The 26,291-nt window shown below is 43.5% G+C and carries 23 protein-coding genes; 8 read left to right on the forward strand and 15 right to left on the reverse strand.

Annotation, left to right across the window (positions count from 1 at the left end):
* Positions 1 to 76 precede the first annotated feature (76 nt).
* The 3 genes from phoR to dtd form a co-directional block, all read right to left on the reverse strand.
* Positions 77 to 1,168 (reverse strand): phosphate regulon sensor histidine kinase PhoR, encoded by a 1,092-nt coding sequence (phoR, locus tag ACI2IW_RS11820; RefSeq protein ID WP_101205334.1) that lies wholly within the window; start codon positions 1,166 to 1,168, stop codon positions 77 to 79.
* 58 nt (positions 1,169 to 1,226) lie between these two features.
* Positions 1,227 to 1,931 (reverse strand): phosphate regulon transcriptional regulator PhoB, encoded by a 705-nt coding sequence (gene phoB, locus ACI2IW_RS11825; protein ID WP_057761786.1) that lies wholly within the window; start codon positions 1,929 to 1,931, stop codon positions 1,227 to 1,229.
* Between the two features lie 112 nt (positions 1,932 to 2,043).
* Positions 2,044 to 2,496 (reverse strand): D-aminoacyl-tRNA deacylase, encoded by a 453-nt coding sequence (gene dtd, locus ACI2IW_RS11830; protein ID WP_404693758.1) that lies wholly within the window; start codon positions 2,494 to 2,496, stop codon positions 2,044 to 2,046.
* 274 nt (positions 2,497 to 2,770) lie between these two features.
* Here dtd and asd point away from each other — a divergent pair, with 274 nt between their 5' ends.
* On the forward strand, positions 2,771 to 3,607 hold the full coding sequence (gene asd, locus ACI2IW_RS11835; RefSeq protein WP_404693759.1) for an archaetidylserine decarboxylase: 837 nt from the start codon (positions 2,771 to 2,773) through the stop codon (positions 3,605 to 3,607).
* A gap of 93 nt (positions 3,608 to 3,700) precedes the next feature.
* Here asd and ACI2IW_RS11840 read toward each other — a convergent pair whose 3' ends face one another.
* From ACI2IW_RS11840 to fadB, 4 genes are all read right to left on the reverse strand, one after another.
* Positions 3,701 to 4,330: an HD family hydrolase gene (locus tag ACI2IW_RS11840; RefSeq protein WP_404693760.1), complete on the reverse strand. Its 630-nt coding sequence runs from the start codon at positions 4,328 to 4,330 to the stop codon at positions 3,701 to 3,703.
* Positions 4,331 to 4,570: 240 nt separating this feature from the next.
* Entirely contained in the window at positions 4,571 to 5,146 is a 576-nt protein-coding gene (locus tag ACI2IW_RS11845) for an isochorismatase family protein (protein ID WP_404693761.1), read from the reverse strand.
* 284 nt (positions 5,147 to 5,430) lie between these two features.
* The gene (gene fadA, locus ACI2IW_RS11850; RefSeq protein WP_404693762.1) at positions 5,431 to 6,603 is read right to left on the reverse strand and encodes an acetyl-CoA C-acyltransferase FadA; all 1,173 of its coding nucleotides are present in this window, start codon (positions 6,601 to 6,603) and stop codon (positions 5,431 to 5,433) included.
* Between the two features lie 230 nt (positions 6,604 to 6,833).
* The gene (fadB, locus tag ACI2IW_RS11855) at positions 6,834 to 8,993 is read right to left on the reverse strand and encodes a fatty acid oxidation complex subunit alpha FadB (RefSeq protein WP_404693763.1); all 2,160 of its coding nucleotides are present in this window, start codon (positions 8,991 to 8,993) and stop codon (positions 6,834 to 6,836) included.
* Positions 8,994 to 9,846: 853 nt separating this feature from the next.
* Here fadB and ACI2IW_RS11860 point away from each other — a divergent pair.
* The 4 genes from ACI2IW_RS11860 (at position 9,847) to ACI2IW_RS11875 (ending at position 13,755) form a co-directional block, all read left to right on the forward strand.
* A complete protein-coding gene (locus tag ACI2IW_RS11860; RefSeq protein WP_404693764.1) occupies positions 9,847 to 10,923 on the forward strand; it encodes a polyprenyl synthetase family protein in 1,077 nt (358 codons plus the stop codon).
* A 71-nt stretch (positions 10,924 to 10,994) separates the two neighbouring features.
* Positions 10,995 to 11,813: a DUF72 domain-containing protein gene (locus ACI2IW_RS11865; protein ID WP_404693765.1), complete on the forward strand. Its 819-nt coding sequence runs from the start codon at positions 10,995 to 10,997 to the stop codon at positions 11,811 to 11,813.
* 82 nt (positions 11,814 to 11,895) lie between these two features.
* Positions 11,896 to 12,741: a hypothetical protein gene (locus ACI2IW_RS11870; protein WP_404693766.1), complete on the forward strand. Its 846-nt coding sequence runs from the start codon at positions 11,896 to 11,898 to the stop codon at positions 12,739 to 12,741.
* A gap of 273 nt (positions 12,742 to 13,014) precedes the next feature.
* Complete coding sequence (locus ACI2IW_RS11875; RefSeq protein WP_404693767.1) at positions 13,015 to 13,755, forward strand: SDR family oxidoreductase; 741 nt, start codon at positions 13,015 to 13,017, stop codon at positions 13,753 to 13,755.
* A 135-nt stretch (positions 13,756 to 13,890) separates the two neighbouring features.
* Here the strand turns inward: ACI2IW_RS11875 and ACI2IW_RS11880 are convergent, their stop codons facing one another.
* Complete coding sequence (locus ACI2IW_RS11880) at positions 13,891 to 14,520, reverse strand: superoxide dismutase (RefSeq protein WP_101205324.1); 630 nt, start codon at positions 14,518 to 14,520, stop codon at positions 13,891 to 13,893.
* 552 nt (positions 14,521 to 15,072) lie between these two features.
* On the opposite strand from ACI2IW_RS11880, the gene rdgB reads away from it, so the two are divergent.
* A complete protein-coding gene (gene rdgB / locus ACI2IW_RS11885) occupies positions 15,073 to 15,726 on the forward strand; it encodes an RdgB/HAM1 family non-canonical purine NTP pyrophosphatase (protein WP_404693768.1) in 654 nt (217 codons plus the stop codon).
* 534 nt (positions 15,727 to 16,260) lie between these two features.
* Positions 16,261 to 17,604 (forward strand): trigger factor, encoded by a 1,344-nt coding sequence (gene tig, locus ACI2IW_RS11890; protein ID WP_102091742.1) that lies wholly within the window; start codon positions 16,261 to 16,263, stop codon positions 17,602 to 17,604.
* Between the two features lie 168 nt (positions 17,605 to 17,772).
* On the opposite strand, the gene ACI2IW_RS11895 is transcribed toward tig, so the two are convergent.
* The 7 genes from ACI2IW_RS11895 to ACI2IW_RS11925 all read right to left on the reverse strand — a co-directional run bounded on the left by ACI2IW_RS11895 (position 17,773) and on the right by ACI2IW_RS11925 (position 24,582).
* The gene (locus ACI2IW_RS11895) at positions 17,773 to 18,510 is read right to left on the reverse strand and encodes a HupE/UreJ family protein (protein ID WP_404693769.1); all 738 of its coding nucleotides are present in this window, start codon (positions 18,508 to 18,510) and stop codon (positions 17,773 to 17,775) included.
* 49 nt (positions 18,511 to 18,559) lie between these two features.
* Positions 18,560 to 19,249, reverse strand: a complete 690-nt coding sequence (ureG, locus tag ACI2IW_RS11900; protein WP_404693770.1) for an urease accessory protein UreG — start codon at positions 19,247 to 19,249, stop codon at positions 18,560 to 18,562.
* Positions 19,250 to 19,306: 57 nt separating this feature from the next.
* Positions 19,307 to 20,098, reverse strand: coding sequence for an urease accessory protein UreF (locus ACI2IW_RS11905; protein ID WP_404693795.1), 792 nt, complete (start codon positions 20,096 to 20,098; stop codon positions 19,307 to 19,309).
* Entirely contained in the window at positions 20,098 to 20,724 is a 627-nt protein-coding gene (gene ureE, locus ACI2IW_RS11910) for an urease accessory protein UreE (protein WP_404693771.1), read from the reverse strand. The genes ACI2IW_RS11905 and ureE overlap by 1 nt, the downstream gene beginning before the upstream one ends.
* A gap of 162 nt (positions 20,725 to 20,886) precedes the next feature.
* Positions 20,887 to 23,076 (reverse strand): urease subunit alpha, encoded by a 2,190-nt coding sequence (gene ureC, locus ACI2IW_RS11915; protein ID WP_404693772.1) that lies wholly within the window; start codon positions 23,074 to 23,076, stop codon positions 20,887 to 20,889.
* 56 nt (positions 23,077 to 23,132) lie between these two features.
* Positions 23,133 to 23,435, reverse strand: coding sequence for an urease subunit gamma (ureA, locus tag ACI2IW_RS11920; RefSeq protein WP_057761815.1), 303 nt, complete (start codon positions 23,433 to 23,435; stop codon positions 23,133 to 23,135).
* 118 nt (positions 23,436 to 23,553) lie between these two features.
* Positions 23,554 to 24,582 (reverse strand): urease accessory protein UreD, encoded by a 1,029-nt coding sequence (locus tag ACI2IW_RS11925; protein ID WP_404693773.1) that lies wholly within the window; start codon positions 24,580 to 24,582, stop codon positions 23,554 to 23,556.
* Positions 24,583 to 25,506: 924 nt separating this feature from the next.
* On the opposite strand from ACI2IW_RS11925, the gene clpP reads away from it, so the two are divergent.
* Positions 25,507 to 26,133, forward strand: a complete 627-nt coding sequence (gene clpP, locus ACI2IW_RS11930) for an ATP-dependent Clp endopeptidase proteolytic subunit ClpP (protein ID WP_197411852.1) — start codon at positions 25,507 to 25,509, stop codon at positions 26,131 to 26,133.
* The last annotated feature ends 158 nt before the right edge of the window (positions 26,134 to 26,291 follow it).

Below are 26,291 nucleotides of genomic sequence, written 5' to 3' on the forward strand. Positions count from 1 at the left end.
TTGAAATAATGATAGGTTTAGATTAATCAAAAAACTTAAGCCGAAAAAACAACGCTAATATAAGCCAGAAATTGTATTAATTGGCTGTGACAGATCTGACATAATTTGAAGGGAATACCACACTAAATGTCGACCCTTCCCCTTCTACTGAATCGATTTGCAATTGCGCTTCGTGTTGGTGCAGTACGTGTTTTACAATCGCTAACCCCAATCCTGTACCACCTGTTGCACGGCTACGACCTTTGTCGATACGATAGAAACGCTCTGTCAAACGGGCGATATGCTCTGACGCAATACCGATCCCATCATCTTCGACCGCGAAACGGCAGCCATCAGACGTCCTTGTCCAACTGATAGTGATATTGCCACCCTTTGGCGTATATTTGATCGCATTGATTACTAGATTGGATAGCGCACTATTCAAGTACATCTCTGACCCATACAGCCCATCATACGTATCTATATGCAAATGAATGATATGTTTGTACGCTTGGTTGTAGGCCTGTGCATCGTCATAGATATTGGTCAGTAGCTTAGTCATATCTATATAATGCAGCTCGTGTGACTCTTCGATTTCAATCTTAGAGAGTAGCAGTAAGTCGTTCACGATTCTGTTCATACGGGCTGTTTGCTGCGTCATCAGCTCAAAACCGCGACGCCATTGCGGCGGCATATCTGGCTGATCGGAGAAATTTTCCAGATAGCCCATCATCACAGTTAACGGTGTTCTAAGCTCATGCGAGACATTCGCCACAAAATCCTGACGCATTTGCTCTAAGTGCCGCAGGCGAGTCACGTCATATACAAACAGCAATTTTTCATCGCCAAAAGGGGTCAATTCGCACTTTAAGTAGCGACTAGGATCTCGCCATGATTCTATATGGACGCCATCGTTAGGTATCGTTGTACCTTCATAGTACTGGCGGAACTCAGGTACAGTAATAAAGTCAAAAATGTTCTGACCTTTATCTTCTGGCTGTAGCAGCAATAAGTCTTGTGCCGCCTGATTCCACCATTCTAGACCATCATTGTTGTTGAGCAAAATCACTGCATCGCGCAGGGCTCGTAGTGCACTGCCGATTTTTTTGAGTTGCTCTGCTGTACTTTGAGTAGATATTTGCTCTAGTAGAGCTGATTGCTCACGTTGTGCTGGCGCTATCTTGTCCATTTTTTATCCTTACCACTATCCGCGGCCTTTATATCGCTGCGGCATTATTTGTACAAGATTAACTTGGCTCAATCAGGCTAGAAAAACGGTAGCCTGTTCCACGTACCGTCTGTATCAATGTATCACAGTCATAAGGTCGCAGTAATTTACGTAGACGTTTGATATGCACATCGATGGTTCGGTCTTCGATATATACATTGCCGCCCCATACCTGATCGAGCAGCTGCGTTCGTGTATAGGCGCGCTCAGGGTGACTCATAAAAAATGCTAATAGGCGATACTCTGTGGGCCCAACATCAACGATTTTACCTGCAGCTGTCACGCGCTGACTCTTAGTATCTAGACTTAACTGTCCAATTTCGATAGGTTTATCGCTACTCATAGCACTACTGCGGCGTAGTACGGCTTTGATTCTGGAGATCAATTCACGAGTCGAAAAAGGCTTGGTCATATAATCATCTGCACCTGCATCAAGACCATGCACCTTACTGTCCTCTTCACTTTTTGCCGTTAGCATAATGACTGGTATTTCAGAGAGCAGCTCATCATTTTTTAGCATGCGACAAAAATCCACACCGCTCTTGTCACCCGGCAACATCCAGTCTAACAGTATCAGTGATGGTCTATGATCGACCACCTGCTGATGCGCCTCTGATACGTCAGCCGCTTGTAAGCTATCAAACCCAGCCATCTCTAGCGTCATGACAACCATTTCACGAATCGCAGGCTCATCTTCAACAATCAAAATTTGCTCATTATACATAGGACATTCTCGGTGTTAGAGGACAAAATCTAGCATGTAAAAAGGCGATATATACTCACCAGTCTCTACCTATTAAACGGATTAATTATGACAGCTTGATGACACTCTAAAATCAGATTTCTAGTAAAAAATTGAGCGGCCCATCATTGACGCTCGACACTTGCATATCAGCACCAAACTGACCAGTTGCCACGTTCGGGTGCTTAGTTTTGGCATAGTCGACCAGTTGTTCAAATAATGCTTGTGCCGCAGCTGGTGCCATCGCACCACCAAAGTCTGGTCGGCGACCTTTGTCTGTTTTTGCCATCAAGGTAAATTGTGAAACTAATAATAGCCCACCAGCAACCTGCTGAACGTTTTTATCCAGTTTACCAAATTTGGCCGGATCATCGTCATTTTCAAAAATGCGATAGGTCAATATTTTGTCAATCATACGCTGGGCAGCGGCGAAATCGTCTTCATGCCCTAAGCCAATATATGCCAACACCCCATGTTCAATCTCGCCAATACACTGCTGATCGACGACCACACTAGCGTGCTTCACCCGTTGTATGAGTGCTTTCATTTACTAATTCCTTAACAGATTATGGCCATACAATAATATGCTGTCCATGATAAAATACCGTCATTAACTTAACTATTATTAGGGCGTGTTTGATATTCACAAATAGGCACTGCGGATCGCTAAAGCTGTTCCAGACAAGGCGTAAAACGACGATAATGCTCATGCCTTATCTAGATTTACAACGTAGTATGGCGCAATTTTAGCCACTGTCAGTGCCATGGTCGAATTTCCAACACGCCCCTATTACATTACACCTTATTTTGGTAGCCTTATTATGAATGTATTTACCACCTTACAACAGCTTGTGCCACAGCAAAAGCTCAGTAAAGTCGCTGGACGTTTGGCCGCCAGTAGACATCCCTATGTCAAACGCACCTTTATTCGTAGCTTTGCCAAAGCTTATAATATCAGCTTAGATGAGTACGAACGCCAAAGCCTCAACGCCTATGAGAGTTTTAATGACTTTTTTACCCGTGAGTTAAAAGAAGACGCTCGTACTATCGACGCCACGCCAAACGGTATCGTGAGTCCTGCAGACGGTATTATCTCTCAGCTAGGACAAATCGAAGACCATAAACTACTACAAGCCAAAGGGCGTCACTATGATATCGGCCAACTGCTTGCTGATAGTGAAGATGGCGGTTATTTCGCTGATGGCAGTTTTGCGACTATCTACTTAGCACCTAGTAATTATCATCGTGTACATATGCCATTTACTGGCACATTAACCAAGACTCGCTATGTACCTGGCACCCTGTTTTCGGTCAACAATACTACGGCGGCTAACGTGCCAGACTTGTTTGCGCGTAATGAGCGTCTGGTCTGTATGTTTGATACCAAGTACGGCAAAGCAGCTGTCGTGATGGTTGGTGCTATGATCGTCGCTGGTATTGAAACCGTCGCGACAGGCAAAATTACCCGCACGGATGATATACAGGAAGCGGATCACGATATGCAGTTTGCAGCAGGCGAAGAGCTTGGACGCTTTTATTTGGGCTCAACGGCTATCGTAGTATTACCAAAAGCAGCAAAGGCTGACTGGCTAGATAGTATGCAAGCCAACAGCGTCGTGCAAATGGGTCAATTGCTAGGAATGGTAAACGCTCAATAGCACGCCTGTATAAGAGTACTGAAAATATCAGCCCAGTTAAGCGTAAATCATCATGCTTAATTGGGCTTTTTCATACCTGCTATATGTGTAGATTTACGCGTCAATCAGCCAGCCTTGCTGAGTTGCATATGCAATATTACGTGAGAGCCAATCATGAATAGGAGGAAAGCTGTCTTTGATAAATGCATGAGCCCCCGCCACCTGCGAGCGCGTAACACCAAGCTCAATCCACGTTTTACCGTTGGTATTTAGATTGAGTAAAAACGGCAATAAGCGATCGACCACTCTGAGTAACTGGCTCTCTTTGCTACTTCCTGTTTCTTGCGCTTCCCAAACCTCACCCAAATCACTAATGCCATTGCCTCGCTCACGTTGCAATCTAGCAATGCCTGCACGCTCTTCGACGTGTGCATCAGTACGCGTATCAGCATACAAAAAAGTATCGCCCGCATCAATCTCACCCAAATCATGAACCAGTGCCATCTTCAGCAACTTTTCATGATTGACATCTAACGCAAATAATTCAGCAATTGACCAACAGGCCATCGCTAAATGCCAAGAATGTTCGGCAGAGTTTTCTTTACGAGTGGTCTGTGTCACATAGCTGCGGCGGTTCACGCGTTTGAGCGCATCTAACTCCAACAAGAAATGAGTGACATCGTCAATGTCGATATGTGAAGTAGATTCGGAATGAGTGAGTGATATAGAGCTGGCTTGCGACATTATTTTTTCTCTGGTTTTCTCTAGTTATTGGTTTTCAATGTTGATAAGTTCTAGCGATTTTAAGTTTCATTGCTCAAGGTATTATAGTTAGTTTGATATCTAGCAATGGTCAAAAGACTATCATAGTTATCAAAAAAATAGCGCTTATTTTACCAAGCGCTATCTATTATAAATTAGAAGATAAATGGTTAAATTGAGTCCCTATTTATCCAAGTCTTTAAGCACCTAAACCTTAACCACCTACTTGATCAAATTAATAATGGTTTTAAATGCAGGATCTTCGCTGCTACGGCACAGTTCAAATAAGATTGATTCGACAGTGCTAATTACACCGCCCGCACGGCGAATACGGCGAATTGCTTGCTTTTTATCATAAGGAAAACGAGAACCCACCGCATCCCCAATAATGACAGGCTGCATACCATTGTCCAATAAATCTAGTGCTGTCTGCATAATACAAACATGAGCTTCAGCACCAAAAAGCAATACGGTACTACGGTTTTGCTGCGCTAAATGGTGCCATGAATCATTGTTGTCGCAGGCACTAAAGGTAACCTTTTCAAAGCTCTTGGCATTGTCTCCTTCGAGTACGGCGCGCAGCTCTGGTAAGGTATCGCCCAATCCTTTTTTATATTGTTCATTGAGCATGACTGGAATATTGAGCGCTTGCAACCCTTTGATCAAGGTAACGGTTTTTTTGACGATATTTTCGTGATCGTAGATATGCGGCGTTAAGCGCTCTTGCACATCAACAATCATTGCTTGGGTATTCTCACGAGCGATTCGATAAGTGCGATCATTAATCATAGTAGACATAGTACACTCCTTGTACGGCTGACAGTTGCAACTAAAAACTATTTTAGAATTATCATAAACAGTGCCATGGTTCATCTTTCTCTTATTTAGTCATAGTTTCGTGAATGCGTCAATGGAGATAATTTTTAATCGCCGTAATACTGTGTTTTTCGACTCTATGATTTACTAACTGGCTAACTATTAATTTGAACATAAAAAAACCTCCAGCCGTTATGACTAGAGGTTTTTTATTAGCGAGTAGCTACTTATTGAGTGTTCAAATAATCTTGTTTATATAAATAAGATTAAACACGCTCAATAATAGTAGCGATACCTTGGCCAAGACCAATACACATTGTCGCTAGACCGATTTCAGTATCTGACTGCTCCATCGCGTTTAGCAATGTCACTGTGATACGAGCACCTGAACATCCTAGTGGATGACCTAGAGCAATGGCACCACCGTTGATGTTAACGATGTCTTGCTTATCAGATAGGTTTAGACCTTTTAATACTGATAGACCTTGAGCAGCAAATGCTTCGTTTAGCTCGATGGTTTGCATGTCATCGATGCTCATGCCAGCACGCTTCAATGCTTTTTGTGTAGCAGGTACAGGACCATAACCCATGATAGCAGCATCACAACCAGCAACAGCCATACTACGGATACGGGCACGTGGCTTTAGACCTAGATCTTTGGCTTTTTGTGCGCTCATTACTAGCATCGCTGACGCACCGTCAGATAATGCAGATGAGGTTGCCGCTGTTACTGTACCGCCTTTTGGATCAAACGCTGGACGTAGCTTTTGCATTTGCTCCATCGTTGCATCTGGACGAATCACTTCATCAACCGTACATAGTTGCAGACGACCAGCAGCATCATGACCTTCGATACCGATGATTTCATTGTCAAAACGACCTTCAGTGGTTGCAGCCCATGCACGGCGATGTGATTCAAGACCAAACGCGTCTTGCTCTTCGCGCGTGATATTGTTCATACGACCTAGCATTTCAGCAGTCAAGCCCATCATGTTTGACGCTTTTGCATAATGCTTAGAAGCAGCAGGGTTTAAATCAACACCGTGCATCATGCCGACGTGACCCATGTGCTCAACACCACCGATGATGAATACATCACCTTGGTTGGTCATGATTTGTGCAGCAGCAGTATGTAGCGCCTGCATAGAAGAACCACATAGACGGTTAACCGTTTGGCCACCAGCAGTCTTTGGGATATCAGCTAGCAAACCGATGTTACGACCGATGTTCAAGCCTTGCTCTAGCGTCTGGTTTACACAGCCCCAGATAATGTCTTCGATATCATTGGTGTCAAAGTCATTACGCTCTACTAGCGCACGTACTAGTTCCGCTGACATGCTGTCAGCACGTACATGACGGAACATACCGTTTTTGGTTTTGCCCATTGCCGAGCGTACGCCATCTACGATGACCACATCTTTTGGACTTAAAGTTGTCATACCATATTCCTTTTCAATTTTTATTGTCAGTGTAGTCAGCCCAATTTACGACTATTACCTTGTTAATCTTGCTCAAAGTACAATAGGTACATTTGCGCTTGATTTCCTCGTACTAGCATTAAACTGAACCAACTATAATCGTACGTTCGCTATTGGAGACGATTCATGTCTCAATTGCTTTCATGCAAAATAGCAAACGTACTGCACTTCATCCTAGTAATGACTGACTATTACGCTGTTGCGTAAAAAGTCTCGCCTGCGGCTGCCATGTCGCGAATCTTTTGTGGCGCTTCATAAGCTTTGCCAAGATGTGCGTATTTTTCACATAGTGCCAAGTAGTTATCTAGACCCATTTGGTCGACATAACGGCAAGGGCCACCACGGAATGGAGGGAAACCTACACCCATGATCATCGCCATATCGGCCTCGCTTGGCGTGCTCACGATGTTGTCTTCTAGGCAGCGAACGGTTTCGTTGCAGAAGGCAATCATAGTGCGATCAATGATTGCTTGATCGTCAAACGTTTGCTTTTCGCTATCGGTCGTGTCTTTTAGCAGCTCGTAAGTGGCTTCGTCAGCAACTTTCTTTGGCTTGCCGCGCTTGTCCATTTCGTACTTATAGAAACCGATACCGTTTTTCTGACCCAGACGCTCATTGTCATATAGATGCTGGATAGCACCTTTATAATCAGGCTTCATACGATCAGGGAAACCGTCAGCCATCACTGCTGCACCATGTACACCAGTATCTAGACCAACCACGTCGATTAGGTAAGCAGGACCCATCGGCCAGCCGAATTTTTCCATAACTTTATCGACATGAGCAAAATCAGCACCTTGCTTCAGTAGCAAGTCAAACGCGCCAAAGTATGGGAACAATACACGGTTTACGAGGAAACCTGGGCAGTCATTCACAACTACTGGCACTTTACCCATTTTAGAAGCAAGGGCAACAGTAGTTGCGATGGCTTCTTCAGATGATTTCTCACCGCGGATAACTTCTACCAATGGCATACGGTGTACTGGGTTGAAGAAATGCATACCAACGAAGTTTTCTGGACGCTCAAGCGCTTCTGCTAGGAACGTAATAGAGATAGTCGAAGTGTTTGACGCTAGGATACAGTCGTCTTTTACCAAGCCTTCTACTTCTTTTAGTACCGCACGCTTCACGTTTGGATTTTCTACGACCGCTTCGATAACGATATCAGTCTCAGCAAAATCACCGTAGTTCAAAGTAGGACGGATACGGCTTAAGGTTTCACCCATTTTTGCTGGGGTCATCTTGCCGCGTTCTACCATTTTGCCAAGCAGTTTGCTCGCTTCACCCATACCAAGGTCTAATTGCTCAGACTTGATATCTTTCATGATGATTGGCAAACCTTTGCTGGCTGCTTGATAAGCGATACCGCCACCCATGATACCAGCGCCTAGTACCGCAGCTTCACTGATGTCATGTGCTTGTTTGCTGTGTTTTTTGGCCAGTTTTTTGACTAGCTGATCGTTTAAGAATAGACCAACCAAGCTTTCTGCTTGTGGCGTCTTAGCGGCTTTTGCAAAACCAGCAGCTTCTACTTCGATTGCTTTGTCACGTGATAAATTAACGTGCTTTTCAATCGTTTCGATAGCGATTGCTGGTGCTGGGTATTGCTTAGGATTGGCTTTAGCGAAAATAGCACCTTTAGCACTGTTGAACGCCATCGCTTGCTCAAGCTGGTTTAGCTTAACTGGAGCCAGTTTTTCTTCACGTTTTGCTTTCCAATCAAGCTCACCTGAGATACATTTTTTGACTAGGTCAATTGCTGCATCTTGCAAATCATCAGCAGGTACAGTCGCATCAACCAAGCCTAGCTTCAATGCTGCCAATGCTTTCTTTGGGCTACCAGTCGCGATCAGCTCAAGTGCGTTATCGATACCGATGATACGCGTACTACGAACTGTACCGCCAAAACCTGGGAAGATACCTAGCTGAGTTTCTGGCAAACCGATGATGGCTTTGTCACTCATGACACGGTATTCACAAACCAAAGTCATTTCACAACCGCCGCCCATCGCCGCGCCATTGATAGCCGCAACTTTCGGGAATGGTAGGTCTTCAAAACGATTGAAAGCGTCATTAACATGAACGACCCAATCTTTGATCTCGCTTTCTGATTTTTTGAAAGAACCGACGAATTCTGTGATGTCAGCACCAGCGATAAACACGCCTTTGGCTGAAGTAACGATAAGACCTTTTACGTTGTCGGCTTTTTCTAACGCACTAACTGCTTCACCAAACTGTTTGTTGGTTTCGGCATCAAATTTGTTCACGCTCTCATTTTCGGCGTTGTACTGCATGTTGGCGATGCCATCCTCTAGCATTGTCACCGTGATGCGATTTCCTTGGTATACCATTTGAAACTCCTTTCTATATAACGAAAGCTACGTTTTGAATTAAAATAAATAGCCAGTTACTGTTAGTAAAATGGGTAATAGCACTGTGCGCTTGTCATGTTATAAAGACAAACATATAACCAGCTCACAAGTGAAGATGTCTTTATTATCCAGCGTTCATCATGATGCACGTATTTTGCGTCTCTTACATGACATCATATGACGCTTCATTTATATACTGCTGTTGCAGGTACTGATGTTCAAAATATTGACTGAGACTTGGTCTAACACTCGGTATCGACGATTGAACATCCTGAGAAAAAACCCAGTAGGGTCACCATCAGACCATTTTCACGTCAATTAGTGTAGGGGATTATGCCCCTAACTGTCACAAGCTAATACCATACTCGCAAGTCACTCTTAAATCACTTGCAGGCATTTACCTTGCGATAAAAGTGTTTTAGTGAATAAATGTATACTGAATTGTTAATTTAGATTTATTTCGTGTCGTTGACTTCATGCATGCCGTCTTTGGAACGACTGTCCGTTAGCGCTACTAAATAAATGCTATTTGGTTAGTGATGGCTATTAAGTACCATTTTTCTACGGTAATAAAATTAACGTGTCAGCCTAGCTTGCTCTTTTATCAGAACATATTCAACCAGAGAGTGACATCATCCATCGGTAACGAAATCTTGTCGTTATATTGCAGCTAAGATTGCTCTACTTTCGAATAGCCTTCGGTAGAAAAATGCAAAAAACAATCAATTGATACCGTGTGACACATAAGCAATATGACCTATCATGCTACACTAATAGCGTTTTTATCTTATCCCTAATAAGTTTTACTGTATCCCTGATAAATGGTTGGATTATGACTGTTTCCCTTACTTCTAGTACTACCTCTACTGGCGTTATCCCTTCTAACCTTGTCTCTTTTCAAAGCACTGAGCAGTTTCATGGTGCTGTGCGCGAGCAATTGGCGCAAGATATCGAGGTCTTGTTCGCTTATGCCAAGCTCCCTAGCCCGCTAGTAGATGCTTGCCGTTATGTGATGACGGGTCAAGGCAAACTGGTACGTCCACTGATGGTTGCCAGCGCTTTTGCCAGTATTAATAGCAGTAATAATGAACGTACAGACGAGCTTAATGATGATATCGATACTCTCGATGCTGATCTGGACACTCTACTAGAAAACGACTCAGACTATGATATGTCGCGCCGTGCTGCATTGGCCGTAGAGCTACTACATACCTACTCACTGGTACATGACGACCTGCCGTGTATGGACGATGATGAGCTTCGCCGTGGTCAGCCGACTGCGCATATCGCTTTTGATGAAGCGACGGCTCTGCTGGCAGGAGATGTATTGCAGACACTAGCGTTTGAAGTACTAACTGCAGAGATGCCAACTTTTGCGCCATTCGATGCAACTATCGCAAGTCAGCTCATGGCAATATTTGCTCCGCGCGCCAGACGCATGGTGTCAGGTCAAATGCTAGACCTCAATGCCGAAGCCAGTGCCAATATCGCGCAGGATAATTTGGAAGCCATTCACCGTGATAAGACAGGGGCGTTGATTGAAGCGGCAATGCTCATGGGCGGCGTCTGTGCTGGTGCAACGGCCCCACAGCGCATGGCATTACAAGAGTGCGCGCAACATATCGGTCTGGCCTTTCAAGTCCAAGACGATGTGCTAGACGTCACCATGACGACTTATACGCTTGGTAAGCCTGCGGGTAGCGATGAAAAACTAGACAAATCTACCTATGTAAAACTAATGGGTGTCGATAATGCCACCAGCTATGCGCAATCGCTATTTAATGACGGACGCGCAGCCATTTCTCATGAACTACATAGTCGTGAGTTTAGCGACAATGAATATGCCGTTGGCACAGATAATGATGCGCTACTGGCACTGATTGAATGGCTATGGTCTCGTAAAAAGTAGCTTGTCGAATAGCAGCTGAAAGCAGATATCTTAGTAAATTTCATTACCCAAAACGGCAGTGAGTGGTCAACATGGATAGTTCCCCTACCCCGCGCATTTACCTTGGCACTGGTGGCTATAGCGATACCGACCTACTCGGTACGCTGTATCCCACCGGCACCAAAAAAAACGATTTCTTACGTGAATATGCCAAACAATACGGCGCAGTAGAAATCAACAGCACCTTTTATGCGCCCATCGGACAAAAAGCCTTTGCTGGGATGGTTGATAAAGCTTATGTACAAGCCGACAGCCAGTTGAAGTTCGCCGTCAAATTGCATCAAGACTTTACTCATGCACGTAAAGGCACTGCCGAACATGCACAGGCATTTCTAAACGCCTTATCACCGCTTATCGAAGCAAATGCTTTGGCACCTTTATTACTTCAGTTCCCACATGGCTTTGACCGTACTCGTGAGCATCGCCTTTATCTGGCAGAGCTTGTCAGTTGGTTTCAAGACTATCCACTGACCATTGAGTTTCGTCATAACGGCTGGCACACGCCGCAAGTGGTCGATAGTTTTGTACAACAAGGTCTCATTTGGTGTAGTGTTGATTACCCCAAAGTCAGCGGGTTGCCACCGTCACGATTGATATTTACTGAGCGCACTGGCTATCTGCGCATGCACGGCAATAATACGGGCTGGTGGGATGCGATGAGTGCGGCTGATCGTCATGATTATCGCTATAGCGAAGCTGAGATGCAGGACTGGGCACAAGCGATTGCTAATCAGCGTCAGCATTTCGATACGCTATATATCTTCTTTCAAAATACCGTCAATGCACATGCTTATTATAATATTGCGATGCTGCGTGAAGCGTTGGGCAAGTTTGGGTTTGAGGTGTTGTAGACTACATTTATTAGAACACAACTTATCATTTAAGGTCGCGTAAATACGTGAATCAAACTGTTATTAGAGGAATACTTATCAGATGATGCTAATGGATATATCATTCTTATGTGAATGTGGTGAGCAAATAGAAGAAACCATTGATGTTCCGATGCCTAATTTTACAGCGGAAAAAAATAAAGATAGTGGCGTAGAAAATTTTGACCAGATTTGCTGTAAATCATGTAACACACAACATGAAGTGTATGTGGTGAACACATTTGACAGAGCAGATTGTTCTGTGAATTACGGAGGTACTGATGTAAATTATGACATGCCCTATTTTTCAGAGTCAGATGAAGATGAATTGGCATGGTTGATTCAAAACGAAACTCAAATTGATATTTTTCAGAATCATATAAAAAGTGTTGAGAAAATTCTTGAAGCTGATATTGATGAAGAAGCTTATTTTAGCTTATTAGTTATGCTGTATGGTCATGTAGTTGCTGCGGTAGAAGCCTATTTATCTTCTACTTTTATACAGAAGGTAACCAACTCTGAAGAGTTAACTAGAAAACTTATTGAAACTGATCCTAGCTTTTCAAAAACAAAATTTACTCTTAAAGAGATTTTTGAAGAACAAGAAAAATTAAAGCTTACCGTTGCTACTTACTTAGAAAATTTAATATTCCATGATCTTGAAAAAGTAAAACCAATGTATAGGGATGTTTTAAATTGCGAGTTTGGCGATATTGGCTGGCTATTTAAAGCTGTTGCAATTAGACACCATTGTGTACATCGAGCAGGTTATGACAAAGAAAATATTAGAGTTGAGTTATCAGTAGATATATTGAAAGAGTTGGTTGTTAAAGCAAAAGGTTTGACGTCACTAATTGAAAATAAAGTAAGCCCAGTCACTATGCTCGAAACCGAAATCCCTCCGTTTTAAACGGTATACAAACAAAAAAATAATACCTCGCCATATCCTTTTTCTCATCCAAACTCTCAATAGCTAGAGACTAACTTTCCACGCCAACCTCTTAAACTCTATGCTTTACATCCGCATAGACACAATAGATAAATTTATCCAAAACAAGCATACAGAATCGCTCTACTTATTGGTCTGGCACACTGTTAACTTATATCCTACTAATCAAGAGACATCAGTCAAAACGCCGTATAAGCGTACTGATATTCACTTATACTATTGGAGAAAGTATCGATGACAACACTAAATAATAAAGTCGCGATTGTAACCGGTTCATCAAAAGGCATCGGCGCACAGATAGCCTTATCACTTGCAGAATCAGGGGCTAAAACCGTCATTAATTATGCAAATGATGATTCAGCAGCCAATGATATCGTAAGTCAGATTAAATCCGCAGGCGGTGAAGCCATCGCTGTGCAAGCAGATGTCAGTAATGCCAAACAAGTCGAAGCAATGTTTGATGCCACTATCAGCGCGTTTGGTCAGCCAGATATCTTAATAAATAGCGCAGGCATAATGATTAATAAACCCATTGCCGAGACTACCGATGAAGACTTTGACCGTATATTTGCTATTAATGTAAAAGGCACGTTTAATACATTGCGTGAGGCAGCGACTAAACTTAATGACGGCGGCCGTATCGTCAATCTCTCAAGTACAACCACTCGTATGCTGCTACCTAGTTACGGCACTTACTGTGCGACCAAAGGCGCGGTAGATCAGCTGACCAGAATCTTCTCTAAAGAGGTTGGCACGCGAGGAATTACAGTTAATGCAGTGTCACCCGGCCCTACCGATACTGAGCTGTTCCATGAAGGAAAAGCAGATGACACGGTAGAAAGCCTCGCTAGCATGTCACCGTTTAACCGTATCGGTGAGCCAGTCGATATCGCCCGTGTGGTGGCATTTTTGGTGAGTGAAGAAGCGGCTTGGGTTACTGGACAAAATATCGGCGCAAACGGCGGTATCGCCTAATATCGTAATGGCAATGCTCTATCAAAAATATGTTTTAATCAAATATCGAAATAGAAAGTTATTATAGAAAGTTATCACAAAAAAAGGACACCTCGCGGTGTCCTTTTTTTCAATCAAATACTTAGTTGTTAAAGATTACTCTTCAACGCCAGCATCTTGACCTTTGTATTTTGCATTTGCGTAGTCCCAGTTCACTAGCTTGTCTAGGAACGTATCAACATAGTCAGGACGACGGTTACGGTAATCTACATAGTACGCGTGTTCCCATACATCACAAGTCAATACCGCTACTTGGTCATGTGCAAGTGGGGTGTCAGCGTTAGCTGTTTTAGCGATTGACAGTTTGCCACCGACTTTATCAGCGACTAGCCATGCCCAACCTGAACCAAACTGAGTCAATGCTGCGTTTTTGAACTCTTCACGGAACTTGTCGTAGCTACCGAAATCTTCTTCGATTTTTGCTTTTAGATCACCAGTAGGTTCGCCGCCGCCGTTCGTTGGCGTCATGCAGTTCCAATAGAACGTGTGGTTCCATACTTGCGCTGCTTGGTTGAACATACCTTGCTTGCTGTCATCTTTAGCAGTCGCTACGATGATTTCTGGCAAAGTTTTGTCTTCTAGACCAGAACCTGGCAGCATGTCTTTTAGCTTGTTTACATAAGCAGCATGATGCTTGTCATGATGATACTCTAGCGTTTCGGCACTGATATGTGGCTCTAGTGCATCTTTTGCATATGGTAGGTCTGGTAAAGTAATGTTTGACATAATTATTTTATCCTTGCTGTTTAGCCGTTAGTTTATAAAAACTTGCTTATAGAAACTGAATTTTACGCTATTTTTACACCGCAAAAAACACTATAAAATAGCGGACTAAATTGGCTGAGTTTATTGTTTGAAATGAACTTTATCGCTTGATACACGGTACTGCTCAATACAGTATCACGTATCATTATGAATCCAAAATTAACCTAGCGGTTACTTATTGCTATTATTCTTCGCCAAAAAGCCAAGTCTCTGACTTTATAGACTTTTATTAACTTAATATTCACAAGCTATAAGATATAATTCACTGTAGCTTGGTATCTATTATAGCAATAGTGACCGATAATATCAGTTACCAAATGTTATAGCCCGTACAATCTGTATAGCGATTGGTTATTTATTAAGCGGTAACTGCATCCACTCTAAACTCATGCGTTATCATTGTTAGTGTAACTACTTCAATCGACAAATAATTTACCGATTAGCACTGCAGAAGATAAATAAAACTTACTCGAATAATAGTTTTTCATCATTTTCATATAACGGACTGACTCTATGAGCACAACTGATACCTCGTTAACTGCTACTCATCCGACATCTGGCAACCAATGGGTACTGGCCAGTAACAATAAAGGCAAATTGGCTGAGTTTAAACGGCTATTTGCCGAAGCGAACTTGGACGTGACGATTGTCCCGCAAGGTCAGCTTGATATTGAAGACGCCATCGAGGATGGTCTAAGCTTTGTAGAAAACGCTATTATCAAAGCCCGTCATGCGAGCCGTATCAGTGGACTGCCTGCTATTGCTGATGATTCAGGACTGTGCGTGCCTTTACTAGGTAATGCACCGGGTATCTACTCTGCTCGCTATGCTGGTGAGCACGGCAACGATAGTAAAAACAATGCCAAGCTCATCGCTGACTTGCAGCCTATCCGCGCAGCAAATCCAGATACTCTGATCAAAGGTATGTTCGTTTGCGTACTGGCAATGGTGCGTCATGCTGATGATCCGCTACCGATTGTCGCCCAAGGATTATGGCATGGCGAGATTTTGGATACGTTACATGGTGACGGCGGTTTTGGCTATGATCCACTGTTTTGGTTACCTGATTTGCAAGCCAGTGCGGCTAGTCTGAGCGCGGCTGATAAAAACAGCATCAGTCATCGTGGTCAGGCAATCCAGCAGCTATTGGCACAGCTGCCTTTATAAGTACTTTATAGCTGTTCTATTCATAACTATCCGTAAGCGCGCTCAATGCTCATAATGCGCTTACAACCTTATCGCTGTTTCTTATCCGTTATCTTATTTATTGATTATGAATATGGCTAACTCTTTATATAAAATTAAGCTATACAAGAGCAAGCAACATAAGGAAACATGCCATCAAAGAGATAATTTTTACTTTAATAAACAGATAGATTATACTGTTCTACTTTTAAAATTTTGTTGAAATCCGTTATTTGGCTGTATAATTCACCAAAAAGCGTTATTATGCGGTGCATTAACGGTTTATTATCGATATTTGATAGCATGGACAACATCAGCAGATTCACCTTTTGGTATCAGCGGCGATTGCTACTGGCACTGAATTTGACGTTGTGCGCTATCGCTATCCCCTATTTATTTCAACGGCAGCCCGTCGTACATGCCCGTAATTTGAGGCGCGGTCTGTCTATTACAATTTAACCCTAAGTACTATTTCATTAATCAAACGTACTACTTAATCCTAAAGGTGTAATTAACATGGCTACAGATTTACAAGTCACAACCAACAAGCTATCTAATAAAGAAACCCAGCTAACGGTTAAAGTGCCCGTTGAAAAAATTCAAAACAAAGTTGAAGGCCGTATTCGCCAAGTTGCGAAAACTGCCAAGATTGACGGTTTCCGTAAAGGTAACGTCCCTATGTCACACATCCGCTCTCAGTACGGTGCTGGCATTCAACAAGAAGTTATCAACGATGTAATCCGTGATACTGTATTTGAAGCGATCAAATCTGAAGACATCCGTGCTGTTGGCATGCCTAACATCGACGACGTAAAACTTGAAGACGATTTCTTGGTATATCAAGCCACTGTTGAAATCTTCCCAGAAGTAGACGTACAAGGTATCGATGAGATCGAAGTTGAGCGTCACACTGCACAAGTGAGTGAAGAAGACGTTGACACTATGATCGAAAACCTACAAAAGCAACGTGAAGAATTCGTTGAGAAAAAGGGCATGGCTGCGAAAGACAACCAAGTGACTTTTGACTTTGAAGGCTCTATCGATGGCGAAAAATTCGAAGGCGGCTCTGCTGAAGACTTCAAACTAGTTATCGGTAGCAACCAAATGATTCCAGGTTTTGAAGCTGGTATCAAAGGCATGAAAGCTGGCGAAGAAAAAACTATCGACGTAACTTTCCCAGAAGATTACCAAGCTGAGAACTTAGCTGGTAAAGAAGCTCAGTTCAAAATCAACGTAAAATTGGTTGAAAAATCTAAGCTACCTGAAATCAACGAAGAGTTCCTTGAGCTATTCGGCGTAAAAGAAGGCGGCGTTGAGAAGTTGAAAGAAGACGTACGCAAAAACATGGAACGCGAAATCAAAAACGCTGCGCGTAGCCAAGTTAAGCAAGCGACTTTTGACGCATTGTTAGAAAAGAACGAGTTTGATGTACCGAACGCTATGCTAGAGCAAGAAATCGAGCGTCAACGCAACATGATGATGCAACGTTTTTCTCAGCAGTTCGGTGCGAATGCTGATAGCTTCGATAAAGACATGCTGCCAAATGAGCTATTTGAAGAGCAAGCGCTACGTGCTGCCCGTCTTGGCATCATCGTTGCCCGTGTTATCGATACTAAAGGCTTAGAAGTAGATCAAGAGCGTGTAGAAACCTTCATCAAAGAAGCCGCTGAAAACTACGAAGATCCAGCAGAAGTTATCGAGTACTACACCAATGACAAGCAGCAGCGCGCTAACATTGAGTCTGTTGTACTAGAAGACCAAGTAGTAGATTACTTGATCGCTCAAGGTAAAGTAACTGACAAAGAAGTTAGCTATCAAGACTTGCTAGCCGCTCAGCAACAACAGCAGCAAGCAATGTAGTTGATACGACAAGCTGTCTTTTTAGATATGCTGTAGTCGGTTATCAAAACTAAAATGCGCCCCCGACCTTTTGATCGGGGGCGCATTTTTTATGGCGTTCGATAGCTAGATAAAATCAGCCACAACTATCTAACTTACAAGCATCGTACTTGTACTATAAAGCGCGCTTTACACCAACACAGGCGCAAATATGGCGCTCAATCCTAGCAGTACTAGCCCGCGCTGTAACCACAGGCTATCGCTAAAGCGTTGCTGCAACTGCTGACTAACCAGCGTACCAACTGCATATAGCGCTAGCATCGTGACCATCATCCCTGCATAAAAACCTAGCTGACCGCCTACACCGACATTCGCTGGTACTTCCATCGCGTGTGCCATGCCATGAAAAACCGCCAGACCACCAAAGCCAAACAATGATAACTGCTGAATACTTGGCGTGCGTGCTGTATGAGTCTGCACAGAGAATGCTTCTTGTCTGCTTTTTTGGCTCATCAAGACCATAGCCAATACGACTACCGACAGTGATATTGCCACTTCAATTAGCCCAGATGATGCAGCAAATGCCATACCGCCAATCAGCACGCCAGCCGTGCCCAATATTGCACCCAATGACAATCCTGCCGTCAACGACATCATGCCTAAGCGCTGCTTTTGCAGGCCATAAAACAACATGCCCATGCCTACTGCCAAAAACAGATGATCAAAGCCAGTTACTGGATGCATCAGTCCTGCTTGCAACGTGCCTAAAAACGATGCCGCTTGCGTGGTAGTGGAGTGAATATGACCTGAATGCGCCTGCGCCAATGACGGCAGCATTAGTGAGGTCATCATCACAGCCGAACCAGACATGATGTGACGAGCTGAGAACACTTGTGGGAAGCGAGAGTTTTTTAAAGTCTTTATCATGCGATTTTTCCTTATTATTACTATTCTAATTGTCGGTGTGGGCGACTAGCTAAGCAAGCATGCCATGTTCTTTAATAAAGGCGATAATCTCATTTAGCCCATCGCCTGTTTTCATGTTGCTAAAGACAAAAGGTTTGTCGCCACGCATTTTTTTGGCATCGCGTTCCATCACTTCAAGCGAAGCACCAACCATTGGTGCAAGGTCGGTCTTATTGATAATCAATAAATCAGACTTGGTAATGCCAGGGCCACCTTTACGAGGTATCTTATCGCCTGCAGAAACATCAATAACGTACAAGGTCAAATCAGACAACTCTGGGCTAAACGTTGCAGCTAGATTGTCGCCACCTGACTCAATGATAATCAACTCTAACCCTTCAAAAGTGGCTTGTAACTCAGCAATCGCAGTCAGATTAATAGAAGCATCTTCGCGAATAGCTGTATGCGGACAGCCGCCTGTCTCTACACCGCGGATACGCTCAGCAGGCATGGCATCGTTACGGGTCAAAAACTCTGAATCTTCTTTGGTATAGATATCATTGGTCACCACTGCCATATTGACCGTATCACGCAGGTTTTGGCATAGCCTTAAAGTCAAAGCAGTTTTACCACTACCAACTGGACCACCAATACCAAGGCGTAAGCACGATAAAGTAGAAGACGGTTTCTGGCTATCGCTATCAGTCTGTACGTCTAATGCAGCGTGAGAGTTTTTTGATTTGAGCGGAGTTAGAGACATATTGATTTCCTAAAACAGTTTGTATATTAATAAGTATAAATAGAAATAAAGGTACAGTTATGATCGGAACAACCGACTGTATTGCTCCTCATGCATACTCGAGAGGATAGCCAAATTGGGCAAGTTATTAGAAATATTAAGCGATTCGTAGAGGTCTTGGCATAGCTGCTGACAGTCCGACTCTTCACTATTACCTACAGTATTGGCCGTGTTTGTCGACATAACTAGAGCATCAAAGACATGCTGTACATCATCGCTTAAAGCATCAACCTGAGCACCCAAATCGCTTTGTAATTGCCACAGAATACGCTGACCTGCCATCTGTCCTAGCGGCACTGTCTTCACAGCAGCGAGCACCATATTCTCTAATTGCGCAAATCCATAGGTAGTCATTGACTGCGCTAATGGCAGCTGCCAATGCTGAGCAATATGAGCAAATAGCGGCAAAAATCCATCTTCAGGTATTTCGGGCGGTATACCAAGACTCAACACTTCGTTGAGCCAAGATACCATTGCTTGAGCCAGTTGCTGAGACTCAAGTACAAACTCTTTACTCTCTAAGCTCGCATGATAATCATGTGCCAGATTTGCGGCTAGCACATCATTACCTTGACCAAGCGCTAGCATTATTAGCCCTAATACAGGCAACTCGTAGCCGATAACAGCAAGCGCTAAATAGTCCTGCATAAATACCAGCGTGCTGGCTTCATCAGAGATTAAGCCTGACTCAATCGCTGACTCAACACCTTGCGAATAGGTATAGCTACCGATGGGTAAGTTGCTCGATGCGAGCATCAGCAGCTGTCCAAGTTGGTCCGGCTGAGCAGACGGCGCACTGGTATAAACCATCACTTTGGTTGCCCTACAGTCTCATCATGATGGCTGTGTTCGTGGCTATGGCTTTCATCATGACTATGGTCATGACTTTCCTGATGACTATGAGAGTCACTATGCGGATGTGCATGGGAGTGAGCGTGGCTATGCGAATGCCCTTGGCCCGTTTGATAAGCGCCCGTCTCAGGCTCAAATGGCACTGAGGTAGACTCGATATGTAAACCAAGATTTTCTAGCATTTGTGCAAGTACATGATCGTTTTCAAAATATAGCGCATAGCCTCCATCACCCTGATCAAAACTGTGGTCAAACATCAATGGCACATGACGATTGCCCAAATGATAAGCGCCTTTCATTAGTAGAAAGTCATTGTCAGCAGTCACTTTGGTCACAGCTTGTGGCTTAGCGATCACTTGCATCAGCTCACCTGCTGCGTTGATAAGGACATCATCGCCTTTTAAGACGCCTGTACGAGGTAGATCCACACCCACTGCCTCACCTGAAACAGTAATGGCTCTAAAGCGAGAATGCTGACGAGTATCAAAGTCTAACAGCAGATAATCATCGGCTTGATACTGTTCTGCCAATTGCGCTTTTTGGACATCGCTAAGCGTACTTAAACGGGTATTAAATATTTTCATTATTCTTCTCTGGCTGTTGTTGCTCAAACTATTGGTCAATAGTATTGATGGTAAAAGTGTTGGGAATAAAGATACGATCTCATTCAAGAAACCAACTGACTATTGGTATACATGGTTTATGGCTCACTGTCCTAGAGATCCTATAAACGTGCATCATAAGCTCTAAAATAAAAAGTAACGCTGTGCCATGGGTAGTACATCAGCTGGCTCACAGGTGAGTGTTTTACCATCAGCGCGTACTTCATAGGTCTCAGGATTGATGTCCATATCTGGACAGTAGCTGTTAAAGCGCATATCGCTTTTGCGAATCTTGCGGATACCGTGTACTGGCTGAATGACTTTGGTCAGCCCAAGCTGCTTATCTACTTGTTTGTCGATCGCCGCTTGCGACATAAAGGTAATGCTAGTCTGGGCAACCGATTTTGGATATGTCGCAAACATAGGACGATAATGCACAGGCTGAGGAGTAGGAATAGAGGCATTAATATCGCCCATCGGTACCGCAGCGATAAGACCACCTTTTATAATGCATTCAGGCTTTACCCCAAAAAATTTGGGCGACCACAGCACCATATCTGCCCATTTTCCCACTTCGATTGAGCCGACCATATCGCTAATACCATGAGTAATCGCAGGGTTTATCGTATATTTTGCGATATAGCGCTTGATACGGAAGTTATCGTTGTCCGCGCTTTGGTCATAGTCTGTCAAAGTGATGTACTCTTGCTCGTCCTCAATGGTCGCTGTTGCATCTGGCGCCAAATGACCACGTTGAACTTTCATTTTGTGCGCGGTTTGCCAAGTGCGGATGACTACTTCACCCACTCGCCCCATTGCTTGTGAGTCACTACTCATCATCGAGATAGCACCCAAATCATGCAAGATATCTTCTGCGGCAATGGTTTCTTGACGAATACGGCTCTCAGCAAAGGCCACATCTTCAGCAATAGCAGGACTTAGGTGATGACAAACCATCAGCATATCGAGATGCTCATCAATAGTATTGACAGTGTATGGGCGCGTTGGGTTGGTTGAAGATGGCAGCACATGCGATTCGCCAATGGCCTTTAGAATATCGGGCGCATGTCCACCTCCCGCCCCTTCAGTATGAAAAGTATGGATACAGCGATCTTTAAAAGCTGCTAGTGTACTCTCGAGATAGCCACTTTCATTTAAAGTATCGGTATGAATGGCCACTTGCACATCATAGTCGTCAGCGACACTCAAACAGTTATCAATAGCTTGCGGCGTTGTACCCCAGTCTTCATGTAGCTTTAGCCCCACGGCACCTGCTTCTATTTGTTCAGCAATGGGTTCTGGCACACTTACATTGCCTTTACCCAGTAGCCCAATATTCATAGGGATACTATCGGTGGACTTTAGCATTGAGGCAATATGATACGCCCCTGGTGTACAGGTGGTGGCAAGCGTACCTTGAGCTGGCCCTGTGCCGCCGCCCAGCATCGTCGTTACCCCTGACATAAGCGCCGTCTCACACTGCTGGGGTGCGATAAAATGAATATGACTATCGACGCCACCTGCTGTCAGGATTTTGCCTTCGCCAGAGATGATTTCGGTAGCACCGCCAATAGGAATATCGATGGCAGGCTGGATATCAGGATTGCCCGCTTTGCCAATGGCACTGATACGACCATCTTTGATACCGATATCCGCTTTATAGATGCCTGTATAGTCAACGACTAATGCATTGGTAATAACTGTATCAGCAACTTCCGCGCCTAGTAATTGTCCTTGTCCCATACCATCACGGATGACTTTACCACCGCCAAATTTGACTTCTTCACCTTTAATTTCAATAGGCTTGCTGCTACTTTCACCACTTCGTGACGTATTCGCTTGGTCAACAGCAGTATCTTTATGACTGGTTAAATCCGCCTCAACCTGTAGCCAAAGCTCGGTATCGGCAAGACGGACTTTATCGCCTGTGGTAGGGCCAAAATGCTCAGCATAAATACGACGACTGACTCGCTTCTGCGAAGTAGTGGTTACCTTCTTATCAGTAGTGCTCTCTGATGCTTCGTCGGGATGAGCTGCGCCCATGACACGCCCCGCAAAACCATATACATCTTGCTTACCAGCGTATGCTACCAATTCGATTTCCCGCGATTGGCCCGGCTCAAAACGTACGGCGGTCCCAGAGATAATATTGAGACGAAACCCCCGAGTCTGCTCTCTCTCAAAACTCAAGGCATCATTGACTTCATAAAAGTGATAATGCGAGCCGACTTGAATAGGTCTATCACCAGTATTACTGACACTGATGGTCTGTACCTGTCGACCTTGGTTTAAGATAATATCGCCATCTTGGATATGGTATTCGCCTGCTTGCATGGTAGCCGCCTTATTTTATAGTGAGCATTTTAGTGCTATAACAATGGTATACAGCGTTACACGATAGGATTATGTACCGTGACCAGTTTGGTGCCATCAGGAAAGGTCGCCTCGATTTGCACTTCATCTACCATCTCTGCGACACCTTCCATCACATCATCAGCAGACAGATACGTAGCACCCTCACTCATCAATTCGGCAACTCTTTTACCATCTCGTGCGCCTTCCATCAGCAGCATACTGATATAAGCGATGGCTTCGGGATAGTTAAGCTTAACACCTCGATTTTTGCGGCGCTCTGCTACCATACCAGCGGTAAATAGCATGAGTTTGTCTTTTTCTGTTGGGGTCAGGTGCATGACAATTCCTTATTGTACTTATCATTATATTTATAGCAGATTAGGGGTTTTCAAAGCATATGATATCGATTAAAAATAGTCGCAATATATCTTAGTTTCATTATTAAAAGTGGCCGTATTAGGTGTCCCAAATACGTGGACGACAAGGCTCAAGTTGCCACCAATGATCTCGCAAGACTTCTCTCAGCTGATAAAACGCTTCAAAACAACCACGTACATCTGAGCCGATGTAGCGGATATTGATCGCTTGGCAATTATGCGTGCAGTAGACAGGCAGTTGTGCTTGAGCAATGACTTGGCGCAATGCTGCTACGGAGTTATCTAGATAGCGGGTTAATGATTGCTTGATAGTTGCTTGGGCTGTTTCGGTCGATTGCGTAGTTTGTGACGCGGAGAGTGCAAGATTGTCATGGACGTCGCTCAAGCTGGGTACTGCCCAAAACGATCCATAAATATGCTGGTTCGCTAAGCCTAAATTTGAGGTAAACCAGCGATTTTGTGCTGCCTGCGCCACTCGCTCAGCAACGATTACTTTACCTTCTCGATAAATATTCAATCCAGTATGATAACGCCCTTGCAAAAACTGCTCGTCGTAAGCTTGCCGCCCAAATACGCTAATCTCCCATGTCAGTAGGCTAGATGAATCTGTCAAATCGAAGCGGCTCACTGCATGCATATTGGCTTCGTTATAAATGATACTCTCTTGCGGCAGCCATTCTAAACGGGTATCTGCTGCGAGGTTGGCTTGTACGTGTTGGCTCGCATAGGCAGCTATCTCGTCTTGGCTCATACTTCGGTGAGTAACGTCGTCGCCCAACGGAGCTTTATGTTTTTGACTGACGCTGTCTTTGCCATACCATTTACCTGCACCTGGTGTGGTGATAACAGCGTGGCTACCACTATCTAAATTTAGGTCTATGGACAGCGTATCGCCACCTGCGATACCGGCTGGCGGGTACAACATCAGTATGTGACAAATACCCTGCTGTACGCTTGGCTCAGGATACAGAGCACGCTGTACCATCAAGGCACCCGTATGCTTACGATGATAAAGCCGCGTCTTTGAGTTATCAGCCGTACCTTCTTTGGCCGTACTTGTACTGCTAACAGTGTCAAAGCTTAATGCTAAAGAAGAGGCCCAACTCATTTTATATACTCATTTACTAATTAAATATGTTTCAGTATTTTGTATGACAGCTATCATTTGCTATGTGTTAAGAACTCTATTGCCAATCGTTAACTACAGTTCATTCGCTACAGTAATATCAGAATAATAACGGAGAAATACAGCGTACACCATTTATCGTGCCTAGCGCACCACGATAAATAAAAGCGTCAATGTTTTTATTGATACAAGCACTGTGCCAACTCTCGATAGCAGATAATCAAATAGACAACCTTACCGGCTCAAAACTTTGATTTGTCTGTGCTTTTTCTATTTAACTTAAATGATAAAAATAACCGTATATTTCCAGCTATTTTCTAAACGTTTTTTGAGCCTCAGTCATTTATAAAATCAGCAGATATTTGCACCAACACAGTACATTTTGTCCATAACAGTGCATTTTTTAGCGTTATTGTTAGCGCAATATCCTCTGAGGATATTAGATAAGTAAAAATACTAAATGCATAACTATTTGCAGGCTTAGTCAGTAAGATAGGTGGATTATAGGGCTATTAATCAGGTATTCTATGTTAAAAAGTCAGGTCAAACATGATTTACGCTATTTGTATCGATACAGACACTGTCGATACAGATACTATCAATATCTGTACGACTTGATAATAGATAAGATAGTATTTATCTACTTCTAGACGTATTTTTAGTATAAGTTTTAATATAAGCAATGAGTCCTAGACATATCGGAGGGTCACTTTTTCACCTATTTTATGCACAAACCCGTTTTATAGGCTTGAATAGTGAGCGCAGCCCCCTTATAAACAACCCATTAGTCAAAAACTACTAGACAATAAAATCATTCAATCCATTTTTATTTTATACATTTATCGATAGGACTTTTCTATGACAGATTATGATCGCATCACTGCCAACCCGCATTTTGATATGCTGATGAGTGCGCACAAAGAAGTACAGACCACACAAGCGGCATTAGTACCTATGGTGGTTGAACAGTCCTCACGCGGTGAACGCTCGTTTGATATTTTTTCACGTCTATTACGTGAGCGCGTTATCTTTTTGACCGGTCAGGTCGAAGACAACATGGCTAACCTTATCGTCGCCCAGTTACTATTCTTAGAAGCTGAAAACCCTGACAAAGATATCCATTTGTATATCAACTCACCAGGCGGTTCAGTAAGCGCTGGCTTGGCTATTTTTGATACCATGAACTTCATCAAACCTGAAGTATCTACTATCTGTATGGGCGGTGCTTACAGCATGGGTTCATTCCTATTGGCCGCTGGTCAAAAAGGCAAGCGCTACTCACTTGCTAATGCTCGTGTCATGATTCATCAGCCTTCAGGCGGCGCGCAGGGTCAAGCAACAGATATCGAAATCAACGCTCGTGAAATCCTTAAAACTCGTGCACGTCTAAATAGTATCTTAGCTGAGCGTACTGGTCAGCCAGTAGAAAAAATCGAAAAAGACGTTGAGCGTGATTATTGGTTAGATGCACAAGAAGCCAAAGAGTATGGTTTGGTTGACGAAGTATTAGAGCGTCGCCCTGAATCTTTGTAATCTAAGCATTAACGTGATGCCTCTTCATTGAGAGTGCAGTCATAAGACCTTTTATAGTTTATTTGCCGTACAGTAAACCGTTATCAATGTCATGCCTGACCTATTGAAAGGTATGACCATTGAATGAATACGATAATCGACATACTACAAATAAACTA

This window comes from Psychrobacter sp. NPDC078501 (assembly GCF_044900935.1).
Taxonomy (GTDB): Bacteria; Pseudomonadota; Gammaproteobacteria; order Pseudomonadales; family Moraxellaceae; genus Psychrobacter.